At 76.2% G+C, this 12117-nt stretch carries 8 protein-coding genes; 6 read left to right on the top strand and 2 right to left on the bottom strand.

The window, feature by feature from the left end; all coding sequences use genetic code 11:
• Positions 1-6 precede the first annotated feature (6 nt).
• A complete protein-coding gene (locus tag ADEH_RS19220) occupies positions 7-2298 on the bottom strand; it encodes a nitric-oxide reductase large subunit (protein WP_011422768.1) in 2292 nt (763 codons plus the stop codon).
• A gap of 190 nt (positions 2299-2488) precedes the next feature.
• Between ADEH_RS19220 and ADEH_RS19225 the strand changes: the two genes are divergently transcribed.
• The 5 genes from ADEH_RS19225 (at position 2489) to ADEH_RS19245 (ending at position 9342) form a co-directional block, all read left to right on the top strand.
• Complete coding sequence (locus tag ADEH_RS19225; protein ID WP_011422769.1) at positions 2489-3340, top strand: MBL fold metallo-hydrolase; 852 nt, start codon at positions 2489-2491, stop codon at positions 3338-3340.
• Positions 3341-3398: 58 nt separating this feature from the next.
• A complete protein-coding gene (locus ADEH_RS19230) occupies positions 3399-4568 on the top strand; it encodes a class I SAM-dependent rRNA methyltransferase (protein ID WP_011422770.1) in 1170 nt (389 codons plus the stop codon).
• Between the two features lie 99 nt (positions 4569-4667).
• Positions 4668-6812 (top strand): cyclic nucleotide-binding domain-containing protein, encoded by a 2145-nt coding sequence (locus ADEH_RS19235; protein WP_011422771.1) that lies wholly within the window; start codon positions 4668-4670, stop codon positions 6810-6812.
• A 10-nt stretch (positions 6813-6822) separates the two neighbouring features.
• Positions 6823-8601 carry a sensor histidine kinase gene (locus ADEH_RS19240; RefSeq protein WP_011422772.1) on the top strand — a complete coding sequence of 593 codons (1779 nt, stop codon included), beginning with the start codon at positions 6823-6825 and terminating at the stop codon, positions 8599-8601.
• Positions 8602-8664: 63 nt separating this feature from the next.
• Positions 8665-9342: an O-methyltransferase gene (locus ADEH_RS19245; RefSeq protein ID WP_041453707.1), complete on the top strand. Its 678-nt coding sequence runs from the start codon at positions 8665-8667 to the stop codon at positions 9340-9342.
• A gap of 18 nt (positions 9343-9360) precedes the next feature.
• Here the strand turns inward: ADEH_RS19245 and epmA are convergent, their stop codons facing one another.
• On the bottom strand, positions 9361-10383 hold the full coding sequence (gene epmA, locus ADEH_RS19250) for an EF-P lysine aminoacylase EpmA (RefSeq protein WP_011422774.1): 1023 nt from the start codon (positions 10381-10383) through the stop codon (positions 9361-9363).
• Positions 10384-10453: 70 nt separating this feature from the next.
• Between epmA and ADEH_RS19255 the strand changes: the two genes are divergently transcribed.
• Positions 10454-12088, top strand: a complete 1635-nt coding sequence (locus ADEH_RS19255) for a hypothetical protein (protein ID WP_011422775.1) — start codon at positions 10454-10456, stop codon at positions 12086-12088.
• Positions 12089-12117 lie beyond the last annotated feature (29 nt).

The raw sequence follows: 12117 nt of genomic DNA on the forward strand, positions 1-12117 counted from the left end.
GGCCGCTCAGGCGCCGGCGTCGGCCGGCGCCTCCTCCTCGGTGACGTCGGTGGCGCCCTCGTCCACGCGGCCGGTGCGGCGCAGCGACCAGCCGGTGGCGAGCCCCAGCACGAACCAGCCCAGCACCAGCGCGCCCGCCGCGAACACCGTGTCGCCGGGCACGCGCAGCCAGCGCAGCGTGTTCATGAGCGGCGTCTGCATGAACTCGGCGCTGCGCGCCCACCACGTGCCGGTCTCGACCGCGGCCCAGGTCTGCAGGATGCCGACCGGCAGCACCGAGATCATCACCATCATCGCGAGGCCGGCGTTGATGAGCCAGAACGACCAGGCCATGGGGCGCTCCTTCCACGCCGCCCCGGGGCGCAGCGCGCGCAGGCAGAACAGCATCAGCCCGATGCCCAGCATCCCGTAGACGCCGAACAGCGCGGCGTGGCCGTGCACCGGGGTCGTGTTGAGCCCCTGCATGTAGTACAGCGCGATGGGCGGGTTGATGAAGAAGCCGAACAGCCCCGCGCCCACCAGGTTCCAGAACGCCACCGAGACGAAGAAGTAGATGGGCCAGCGGTAGGCGCTCACCCAGGTCCGCGCCCGGGTGAGCCGGATGTTCTGCCAGACCTCCAGCCCGACCAGCGTGAGCGGGACCACCTCGAGCGCGCTGAACGTCGCGCCGAGCGCCATCACCGACGACGGCGTGCCGGCGAAGTAGTTGTGGTGGAACGTGCCCACGATGCCGCCCGCCAGGAACACGGTGGTGGAGAAGAACGTCGCGCGCGTCGCCTTGTCCGGGTGGAGCAGCCCGAGCCGCACGAACAGGAACGCGATCACCACCGTGGCGAACACCTCGAAGAAGCCCTCGACCCACAGGTGCACCACCCACCAGCGCCAGTACTCGACCACCGCCAGGTTGGTGGTGCGGCCGTACATGAGCCCGGCGCCGTAGAACAGCGCGATGGCGAGGCTGGAGAGGACGAACAGGAGCAGCAGCGGCCGGGTGGCGCTGGGGCGCCGCAGCGCCGGCCAGAGCGCGCGCAGCATGAGGCCCAGCCACAGGAACAGGCCCACGAACAGGAAGATCTGCCAGAAGCGCCCCAGGTCCACGTACTCGTAGCCCTGGTGGCCGAACCAGTACCAGCTCTCGCCGCCGAGCCGCTGCATCACCGAGAGCCACTGCCCCGCCAGCGAGCCGACCACGATGACCACGAGGGACACGAACAGCAGGTTCACGCCGAGGCGCTGCCCGCGCGGCTCGAAGCCGGACACCGCGGGTCCGACGTACAGGCCGGTGGCGAGCCAGGCGGTGGCGATCCAGAAGATGCCGAGCTGGGTGTGCCAGGTGCGCGTCACCGAGTACGGCAGGATCTCGGCGAGCGGGAAGCCGTACAGCTTCGAGCCCTCCACGCCGTAGTGCGCGGTGAGCGCGCCGAGCGCGATCTGCACCACCAGCAGCGCGGCGGCCACCCAGAAGTACTTCACGGTGGCGCGCTGGCTCGGCGTCGGGCGCAGGCCGAACAGCGGGTCGCGCATGGGCAGCTCCTCCGCGACGGTCTCCGGCTCCTTGCGGCCGCCGTGGTACCAGGCCAGCGCGCCGATGCCGGCGAGCAGCAGCACGAAGGAGATGACGCTCCAGACCACCGCCTGGCCGGTGGGGCGGTTCCCGACGAGCGGATCGTGCGGCCAGTTCTGCGTGTACGTGACCTGCTGGCCGGGCCGGTCGGTGACCGCGGCCCAGGCCGTCCACCAGAAGAACGCGGCCATGTCGCGCGCCCGCGCCGGGTCGGAGAGCGCGCCGGCCGGGATCGCGTACGCGTCCACGCCGTCGCGGAACACCGCGGCGTAGTGGCGCGCCAGCTCCTCGAACGCGGCGGCGCGCTCCGGGCCGACGCGGATGGTGCGGGCGTCCTCGCTGTACGTGTTCTCGTGCAGCATGGTGCGCAGCCGCTCGCGCAGCGCGGCCTGGCGCTCCGGCGACAGCGTCGCGTACCGGCCCCCGCCCTCCGCCCGCGCCCACCGGTCGAGGATCGCGTTCGCCTCGCGGTGGAGCCAGTCGGCGGTCCAGTCCGGCGCGACGTACGCGCCGTGCCCCCACACCGAGCCGACCTCCTGGCCGCCGATCGACTGCCACACGTTCTGCCCGCGCAGGATGGCGCCGCCGTCGATCACCGTCGTGCCGCCCGGGCCGATCACGCGGTCCGGCAGCGGCGGCGCGGACGAGTAGATGCTCGGCGCGTAGCCGCCCAGGATGGCGAACGAGCCGGCGAGCACGACGAACAGCGCGATCCAGTGGGCACGATAGGGCACGCGGACACCTCCGGCCTGCAAGGTGGGCCCCGCACTCGGGGTGGGCAGCGGGGGGCCGCACGTAGGGTGCGGGCTATGTGGCGCCGGTCCTCACGCGATGCCCGCCCCTTGCGGGCCTGCACGGCCCGCCGGCTCGCGCGGCGCGTCGCGGGGTGATCCGGCCGGCGCGCGCGTGGTGTAGCGTCGAGGCATGCGCGTCGGCAGGTACGAGGTCGCGAGCCTGGTGGACGCCCGCTACGCGGTGGACGGCGGGGCGCTGTTCGGGGTGGTGCCCCGGCCGCTGTGGGAGCGGCAGCTCCCGGCCGACGCGCTGCACCGCGTGCCGCTCGTGTCCCGGTGCCTGGTGGCGGTGGACCGCGACGCGGGGCGGGTGGTGCTCGTGGACGTCGGCGTCGGCGATCGCTGGGACGCGCGGCGGCTCGAGCGCCACGCCGTGGACCGCGCCGGCGTGGGCCTGGACGCCGGCCTCGCGCGCCTGGGCCTCGCCCGCGACGACGTGACCGACGTGCTCCTCACCCACCTCCACCTCGACCACGCCGGCGGCCTGGTGCGCCTCGAGGCGGGCGGCGCGCCGCGCCTGGCGTTCCCCCGCGCGGTGCACCACCTGCAGCGCCGCGCCTGGCACTGGGCCCACTCGCCGAGCGAGAAGGACGCGCACGGCTTCCTGCCCGAGGACTTCGAGCCGCTGGAGCGGTCGGAGCAGCTGCACCTCGTCGAGGGCGAGGTGCAGCTCTTCCCCGGCCTGGACCTGGTGGTCTCGGAGGGCCACACCGCCGGCCTGCAGCTGCCGCGCTTCGAGGGCGACGGCTCGCACCTCGTGTTCGCGGGCGACCTCATCCCCACCCACCTGCACCTGCGCCCGGCCTGGATCTCGGCCTGGGACGTGCAGCCGCTCCTCACGCTCGAGGAGAAGCGGGTGCTGATGGCCGAGGCGCTCGAGGACGACGGCGTGGTGGTGTTCGGCCACGACGCGCGGATGGCCGCCTGCCGCCTCCAGGAGGCGGAGGGACAGCCCGCGTTCCGGGAGGCGGTGGACGTGTAGCCGCGCCCCGGCGGTCTCCCCTGGCGCCGGAGCGCATCCTCCTGTACGGAGTGCCGCCATGGACGAGCGGAAGGTGACGATCACGCGCCGCGGCGCCGAGCGGATCGCCCGGGGCCACTTCTGGATCTACCGGACCGACGTGGAGAAGGCCCCGGCCGGCGCCGAGGCGGGCGACGTGGTGGCGCTGGTGGACGGGCGCGGGCGGTTCCTGGGCAAGGCGTTCTGGTCGGCGCGCTCCAAGATCGCGCTGCGGCTCGTCACCCGCGACGAGGTGCCGGTGGACGAGGCCTTCCTCGCCGCGCGCCTGGCGGACGCGATCGCGCTGCGCCGCCGCGTCTTCGCGGAGGACCGCTTCGTCCGGCTGGTGCACGGCGAGGCGGACCTGTTCCCCGGCCTGGTGGCGGATCGCTACGGCGACGTGGCGGTGGTGCAGACGCTCGTGCCCGCGACCGACCGGCGCAAGGGGCTCATCGCGGAGCTGCTCGCGGGCGCGCTCGACCTGCGCACCGTGGTGGAGCGCAACGACGTGCGCGTGCGCGAGCTGGAGGGGCTGGAGCAGGTGAAGGGCGTGCTGCGCGGCCCGGCGCCCGGGCCGCTCGAGTACCGCGAGGGCGAGGTCCGGATGAGGCTGGACGTGCTCGCCGGCCAGAAGACCGGCGCGTTCCTCGACCAGCGCGAGAACCACCTGCGCGCGGGCGAGTACGCCACCGGCCGCTGCCTGGACTGCTTCAGCTACGCGGGCGGCTTCGCGCTCCAGCTCGCGCGGCGGGCCGAGCGGGTCACGGCGGTCGAGATGCAGCCGGTGCCGGCGGGGCTCCTGCGCGAGAACGCGGCCCTCAACCGCGCCGAGAACCTGGAGGTCGTCGAGGAGAACGCCTTCGACTACCTGCGCGATCGCTCCGAGGAGGAGCCGGCCTTCGACCTCGTGGTGCTCGACCCGCCCGCGTTCGCGAAGAACAAGGAGTCGCTGCCGGCGGCGCGGCGCGGGTACAAGGAGGTGAACCTCCGCGCGCTCCAGGTGCTGGTGCCCGGCGGCGTCCTCGTGACCGCCTCGTGCAGCTACCACCTCTCCCCGGAGATGCTGGAGGAGCTGGTGCTCGACGCCGCCAACGACGCCGGGCGCCGGGTGCAGGTGCTGGAGCGGCGCGGTGCCGGCCGCGACCACCCCGAGCTCGCGGGCGTGCCGGAGACCCGGTACCTGAAGTGCCTGTTCCTGCGGGTGCTCTGAGCCGCGCCGGCGGCCTGCCGCACGCAGAGGCGGGGTGCGCTTTCGCGCGCACCCTGGACGCGCTAGCATCGTAGGCCCCGCCCAGGAGGCGCCCACCGGATGGCCATCCGGCCACAGGACCTGTCCCGCCCGCCCGCCCCAGCCCTGGAGCGCAGCCCGCTGCTCGCCCGCCTGGACGCGGCCGGCCGCGAGCGGCTGCTGGCCGGGGCCGAGCGGCTGACCTTCGCGGCGCGCACCCGCGTGCACGGCGACGCCGACGCGGGCCGGCACCTGTACCTCGTCCTCGAGGGCACCGCGACGCTGCGGCGCGAGCAGCTCGCGCTCCGCCGGCTCGGGCCGGGCGACCACTTCGGCGAGCTGGCCGCGCTGGGCGGGCGGCACCGGGGGGAGACGGTGATCTCCGACGGCCCGCTCACCGTGGCGCGCCTGTCCCCGGCCGCGCTCGCCGAGCTGGAGCGCGACGCGCCGGCGGTCGCGACCCAGCTCGCCATCGGCATGGCGGCGGCGCTCGCCGAGGACCTCGAGCGCGTGAGCGGCGACATGGACCTGCTGCTGCGCGGCCGCTCGCTGCCGCGCGCCCAGGAGGTCACCGTCCAGGTGATGGGCGAGGCGCGGCGCATCCGCACCGGCACGCGCGTGCGCGACCTGCTGCCCGAGGCCCTGGACGGCGACCTGGTGGTGGCGGGGCTGCTCGGGCAGAAGCCGGTGTCGCTCGCGACGCCGGTGTTCACCGACACGACCGTGGCGCCGCTCACCGTCTCGCACTGGGAGGGGCGGCAGGTCTACGCCCACTCGCTCGGGCTGGTGCTGCTGGAGGCCGCGCACCAGGTCGCGCCGGCGGCGCGGGTGCGCATGGGCCCGTCGCTCGGGACGCGGCAGCTCGTGGTGGTGGAGGGCGCGGACGAGGACCGCGCCGGGCTGGCGGCGCGCCTCGCCGCCGGGATGGAGCGGATCGTCGCCGCCGACGCGCCCTTCCGGAGCGAGTACTGGTCCACCGACGAGGCGCAGGGGTGGTTCCTGGAGCGCGGCTGGAGCGACGCCGCCCGGCTGCTGCGCGTCCGCCGGCAGGCCACGGTGCGCCTGGTGTCGTGCGGCGAGGTCTACGCGCTGTCGATGGGGCCGCTGCTGCCGTCCACCGGCGCGTTGCGCGGCTGGCGGCTCGAGCCCGCGGACGGGGACGACGGCCTGCTGCTCGACCTCGGCCGCCTCGACCCGCGCAACGGCCACGGCGCGACGCCGCGCCCGCGGCCGCGCCGGCCCGGCGACATGGTCCGCGACCACCGCGCCTGGCTCGACGCCATGGACGTGACCAGCGTGGGCGCGTTCAACGACCTGTGCATCTCCGGCCAGGTGACCCAGCTCATCCGCGTGGCGGAGGGGTTCCACGAGAAGCGGATCGGCCAGATCGCCGACGCCATCGCGGCGGGGCGCGAGCGGATCCGGATCATCTCCATCGCCGGGCCCTCGTCGTCGGGCAAGACCACGTTCATCAAGCGGCTCACCGTCCAGCTCCAGATCGACGGCGTGAACCCGGTGGGCATCTCGCTCGACGACTACTACGTGGACCGCGAGAAGACCCCGCGCGACGCCCGCGGCGAGTGGGACTTCGAGGCGCTGGAGGCGCTCGACCTGCCGCTGCTCCAGGACCACGTCCGCCGGCTGCTCGCGGGCGAGGCGGTGCGCACGGCGCGCTACGAGTTCCTCACCGGCCGGAGCCGCCCGGAGGGCGGGCCGGTCATCCAGCTGCGCCGGGGCGACGTGCTCATGCTGGAGGGCATCCACGGCCTCAACCCGCGGCTGCTCGGCGCCATCCCGCGCGCCGGCGAGCTGTACCGGGCGTTCGTCCACCCCGCCACCACGCTCCCGTTCGACCGGCTCACGCGCGTGTCGGCCACCGACCTCCGCCTGCTGCGCCGGATCATCCGCGACCGCCACCACCGCGGCTACTCCGCGGCGGAGAACATCATGCGCTGGCCCTCGGTGCAGGCCGGCGAGCGCGAGCACATCTTCCCGTACCAGGACGAGGCCGACGCGGTGTTCGACACCTCGCTCATCTACGAGCCCGCCGTCCTGAAGGTCTACGCGGAGCGCTACCTGCTGGAGGTCCCGCCCGACCACCCGGCCTTCCCGACCGCGCACCGGCTCCGCTACCTGGTGGACCGCTTCGTCTCCATCTACCCGGACCACGTCCCGCCGACCTCGCTCATCCGCGAGTTCATCGGCGGGAGCGGGTTCGAGTACTGAGAGGTTCCCCGTGCCGCCGACCCCCGATCGCCGACGGCTCCTCGAACGCCTGGGCGCGCTGCTGGACGACGCGGCGCGGAGGGGCCCGCTCCCCGACGCCGCCGCGCTGCGCGACGGGCTGCGCGCGCTCGCCGAGGACCAGGCGGTGGCCGAGGCGGTGGCGGACAGCGCCGGCGCGCTGGTGGTGGTGCTCGACCGCGAGGGGCGCGTCCTCCGCTGGAACCGCACCTGCACGCGGGTGACCGGCTGGCGCGCGGGCGAGATCCTGGGCCGGCCGTTCTGGGACGTGCTGCTGCTGCCGGAGGAGCGCGACGGCATCCGCCGGGCGTTCACGCGGATGCTCGCGAAGGACTTCCCCAACCAGCAGGAGGTCCACTGGCGCACCCGCGACGGCGAGGCGCGCCTCATCGCGTGGTCCAACGCCGCGCTGTTCGACGCCGCCGGCGAGGTGGAGCGCATCGTCTCGACCGGCATCGACGTGACCGACCGCACCCGGGCCGAGACCGCGCTGCGCCGGCAGGCGCGCCGGCTGGAGGCGCTGGCCGAGGCCTCGCGCGTGTTCGCGGCCGGGCTCGACTACAAGACCACGCTCGACACGGTGGCGCGGCGGCTCTCCGAGCTCATCGGGGACGGCGCGCTCATCCGCGTGGTCTCCGAGGACGGCGCGTGGCTGGTGCCGGTGGCCGTGTACCACCCGTCGCCGGAGCGCGCCGCGCTGCGCCGCCGCGTGCTGCTCGCCTCGCCGCAGCGCACCGGCGAGGGCATCACCGCCGGCGTCCTCGCCTCCGGGAAGCCCCTGCGCATCCCGCACCTGACCCGCGAGATCATCCGCAACGAGATGAAGCCGGAGTACCTGCCCTACCTCGAGGGCGTCTCCAGCCTCCTCATCGCGCCGCTGGAGCAGCGCCGGACGGTGGTCGGGCACATCACGCTCATGCGCGACACGGGCGGCGCGCCCTACACCTCCGAGGACGAGGCGCTGCTCGAGGACCTCGCCCACCGCGCCGCGCAGGCGCTCGAGAACGCGCGGCTGTACGGCGAGGCGCAGGCGGCGGTGGCCGCGCGCGACGAGTTCCTCTCCATCGCGTCGCACGAGCTGCGCACCCCGCTCACCGCGCTGCGCCTGGCGCTCGAGAACATGCGGCGCGTGGCGAGCCGGGAGGCGCTCGAGTCGCTCCCGGCCGCGTACGTGGAGCGGGTGCTCGCCACCGCCGAGCGGCAGGGCCAGCGGCTGGAGAAGCTGGTGGCCGCGCTGCTCGACGTCTCGCGGATCCACATGGGCCGGCTGGAGCTCGACCTCGAGGAGGTGGACCTCGGCCACTCGGTGGGCGAGGCGGTCGCGCAGCTCGAGGACGAGGCGGCCCAGGCGGGCTCGCAGGTCACCGTGAGCGGCGCGCCGGTGCACGGGCGCTGGGACCGGCTGCGGATCTCGCAGGTGGCGACGAACCTGCTCTCGAACGCGGTGAAGTACGGCGCCGGCAAGCCGGTCGAGGTCTCCTACGGCGCGCGCGACGGGCGCGCGTTCCTGCGGGTGCGCGACCACGGCATCGGCATCGACGCGGCCGACCAGCGGCAGATCTTCGAGCGCTTCGAGCGGGCGGTGTCGTCGCGCAACTACGGCGGGCTCGGGCTGGGCCTGTACATCGTGAAGCGCATCGTGGAGGCGCACGGCGGCACCGTGCGGGTGGAGAGCGCGCCCGGCGAGGGCGCGGACTTCGAGGTGACGCTGCCGCTCCGGCCGGCCGTGCCGCTGCCGGGCGGCGAGGCCGAGCCGCCGGTCCAGCACTGACGGCCCCTCCCGGCGCTGGCGCCGCGGCGGCCACCGCGGCACATCCGCCCCCGGGAGGTGCGCATGGGATCACCTGACGTGAAGGCGTTCGGGGCCGCGGACCCGGAGCTGGCGGCCTGGGCCGAGGCCACCTACCGGCCCGAGGACGAGCTGCTGCGCGGCATCCGCGAGCGCTCGGTCGCCGCGGGGCTGCCGGCCATCCAGGTCGGGGCCATGGACGGGCTCCACCTGGAGGTGCTGGCGCGCGCCTGCGGCTGGCGCAGCGCGGTCGAGATCGGCACGCTCGGCGGTTACAGCGGCGTGTGCCTGCTGCGCGGCATGGGCGAGCGCGGCCGCCTCCACACGTTCGAGCTGGATCCGGGCCGCGCGGCGCTGGCGCGCCGCCACTTCGAGGAGGCCGGCGTGGCCGCCCGGGTGCGGGTGCACGAGGGTCCGGCGCTGGAGCGGCTGGCGGAGGTCGAGGCCGAGGGGCCGTTCGACCTCGTGTTCATCGACGCCGACAAGAAGGGCTACCCGGCGTACCTGGACTGGGCCGGCGAGCACCTGCGGGTGGGCGGCGCGGTGCTTGCCGACAACACGTTCGGCTTCGGGCAGGTGCACCGGGCCCGGCCGCAGGGCGAGGACCCCGAGGCGATGGAGGCGCTGCGGACGTTCAGCGCGCGGCTCGCGCAGGGCGGGCGGTTCCGCGCCACCCTGCTGCCCACCGGCGAGGGGCTCTCGCTCGGGGTGAAGGTGCGGTGAGCCCTGGCCCGTGCGGAGTCAGTCCCAGAAGCCGTGCGCGGGGAAGAGCAGCACCTCCTCGATGGACGCCGCGCCGGTGAGCAGCATCAGCAGCCGGTCGAACCCCACCGCCACCCCGCCCGCCTCCGGCATGCGGCCGACCGCCTCGAGGAACTTCTCGTCGAGCGGGTACCCCGGCCGGCCGAGCCGGCGCCGGAGCGCCTGCTCCTCGAGCAGCCGGGCGCGCTGCTCGCGCGCGTCGGTCAGCTCGGTGAACCCGTTCGCGAGCTCGAGGCCGCCGGCGTACAGCTCGAACCGCTCCGCCCAGCGCGGGTCCGCGGCCTTCACCTTCGAGAGCGCCGCCATCGAGGCCGGCCAGTCCACCAGCCAGGTGGGCCGGTCCACCCCCAGGCGCGGCTCCACCGCGTCGAGCATCACCCGGAAGAAGACGTCGTCGAACGCCTCGCCGGGCGGGCCGGGATCGTGCCCGGCCGCGCGCGCCGCGCGGGCCAGCCGGTCCGCGTCGCCGGCGCACGCCTCCAGGTCCACGCGCGCGTGCCGGCGGAACGCCTCGGCCACGGTGAGCGTCTCGAACGGCGCCGCCAGCGACAGCGCGCGGCCGTCCCGCGTCACGCGCGGCTCGCCCCCGGGGAGGAGCGCGCGGGCGGCCCCGTCCACCAGCGCCTCCAGGTCGGCCATGATCCCGCGGTAGTCCGTCCCGGCCCGGTAGAACTCGAGCATGGTGAACTCCGGGTTGTGGGTGCGCGAGACCTCCCCGTTGCGGAACACCCGGGCGAGCTGGAAGACCCGCTCGAAGCCCTCGGCGAGCAGCCGCTTCATCGCGTACTCGGGGCTGTTCTGGAGCCACAGCGGCCGCGACGTCCCGCCGCCCTCCGGCACGAAGGTGGCCTGGAACGCGTCGATGTGCGGCTCCATGCCCGGCGCGGGCACCAGGCACGGCGTCTCCACCTCCTCGTAGCCGAGGCCGCCCAGGATCCGGCGCACCTCGGCGGAGAGCCGCGCCCGCGCCCGGGCCCGCTCCCTGCGGCGTTCGCTCTGCATGCGGCGGACTCTACCGCCGCGCCCTCCGGTCCGCGCGGGAACCCGCAGGCCGCGCTAAGATCCCCGCCTCGTGAAGCGTCCACGCCTCCTGCCCGCCCTGCTCGCCGTCCCCCCGTGCCTGCTCGCCGCCTGCGCGCACCGCGCGCCGGAGGGCCCGGCCTCCCCGCCGTCGCCGGCCGCCGCCGCGGCGCCCGGGCCGCACCGGGCGCCCGGCGCCGCCGACGCCGCGCTCGCGCCGCTGCGGGCCGGCGCCGACGCGGTGCTGCGCGCGCAGGCGGAGGCCTACTGGGACGTGTTCACGAAGGGTGACGACGCCGACCCGGCGGCCGCCTGGAAGGGCCACGAGGACCTGCTGGGTGACCCGGCGCTCGCGGCGGCCCGGGCCGCGGTGGAGGCCGAGCGCGGCGACGGGCACCGCGCCGCGGCGTACCTGCGCGCCTGGCTCGTCGGCGAGCGGCTGGCGCGCGACCTGGCCGAGCCGGTGCGGCGGGTCGCCGAGGCGCGCACCGCCGCGCACTTCCGCTGGGCCGGGCACGAGGTGCCGGTGCGGGAGTCGGCCGCGCTGCTCGCGGCCGAGCCCGAGCCGGGCCGGCGCCGCGCGCTCGCCGAGGCCGCGGCCCAGGCGGCGCGCCCGGTGGCGCCGCTCCTCGAGGCGCGCGACGCCCAGCTCGCGGCCGCCGCCCGGACGCTGGGCTACGCCTCGGCGGAGGCGCTCGCGGCCGACCTGCGCGGCGAGGCCCCCGCGGTGCTGGGCGCGCTCGCCGACGCGGTGCTCGCCCGGACCGACGCGACCTGGCGCGCGCTCGTCGCCGACCTGGCCCGGCGCGAGGGGATGGAGCCGGAGGCGGTCCGCGCCCGCGACCTGCCGCGGCTGGTGCGTCCTGCGGCGCCCGCGTCCGCGTTCCCGGCCGGCAAGGCGCTCGACGCCGGGGCCGCGATCCTGGCCGGCCTGGGCCTCGACCTCGCCGCCCAGCACAACCTGCGGCTCGACGCCGGGCCGCGGCCCGGCAAGCTGCCGCACGCCATCGCGCTGCCGGTGGATCCGCCGCGCGACGTGCGGCTGTCGGCCGCGCCGGTGTCCGGCATGGAGGCGCTCCGCGGCGTGCTGCACGAGCTGGGCGCCGCGCTCGCCTACGCGCACGTGGCGCCGCAGGCGCCGCTCGAGTTCCGGCGGCTCGGCCCGGGCGCGGTGAGCGGGACGTGGGCCATCCTGCTCGAGGAGGTGGCCGGCGCGCCGCAGTGGCTCGAGGCGCACGGCCTGGAGGCCGACCCGGCGCGCGCCGAGGCCCGGAGCGCGGCCGCGCGCCGGCTCATGCGCACCCGCGAGGCCGCCGCCCGCGTGCTCGCCGCGCTCGCGCCGGCCGGCCCCGCCGGCGCGGAGGCCCGGGCCGCGCTCCCCGCGCGCGCGTACGGGTGCCCGGTGGAGGAGCCCGACCTCGTGGCCTGGCGGCTCGAGCCGGATCCGCTGCTGCGCTCGGGCGAGGCGCTCCGCGCCGAGCTGCTGGCCGCGCAGGCCGAGCTGTTCCTGGCCGGCCGCGCCGGGACGCCGGCCTGGTGGACCTCGCCGGCGGCCGGCGCGTGGCTGGTGCGCACCTGGGCGGACGGCACCCGCCGCACGCCGGAGGAGCTGTCGCTGGCCATGGGCCTCCCCGGCCTCGACGCCGCCGCGCTCGACCAGGTGGTGCGGGCGCGGACCGGGCTGTAGGCGCGGCCGCCTGCCGCGCGCGGCGGCGG

The sequence above is a fragment of the Anaeromyxobacter dehalogenans 2CP-C genome (genome assembly GCF_000013385.1).
In the GTDB taxonomy this organism is placed as follows: domain Bacteria; phylum Myxococcota; class Myxococcia; order Myxococcales; family Anaeromyxobacteraceae; genus Anaeromyxobacter; species Anaeromyxobacter dehalogenans_B.

Bases quoted from the DNA above. Each gene is read 5' to 3' on its own strand.
- ADEH_RS19225 (WP_011422769.1), top strand. From the start codon at position 2,489: ATGCGCGTCGGCAGGTACGAGGTCGCGAGCCTGGTGGACGCCCGCTAC.
- ADEH_RS19230 (WP_011422770.1), top strand. From the start codon at position 3,399: ATGGACGAGCGGAAGGTGACGATCACGCGCCGCGGCGCCGAGCGGATC.
- ADEH_RS19235 (WP_011422771.1), top strand. From the start codon at position 4,668: ATGGCCATCCGGCCACAGGACCTGTCCCGCCCGCCCGCCCCAGCCCTG.
- ADEH_RS19245 (WP_041453707.1), top strand. From the start codon at position 8,665: ATGGGATCACCTGACGTGAAGGCGTTCGGGGCCGCGGACCCGGAGCTG.
- epmA (WP_011422774.1), bottom strand. From the start codon at position 10,383: ATGCAGAGCGAACGCCGCAGGGAGCGGGCCCGGGCGCGGGCGCGGCTC.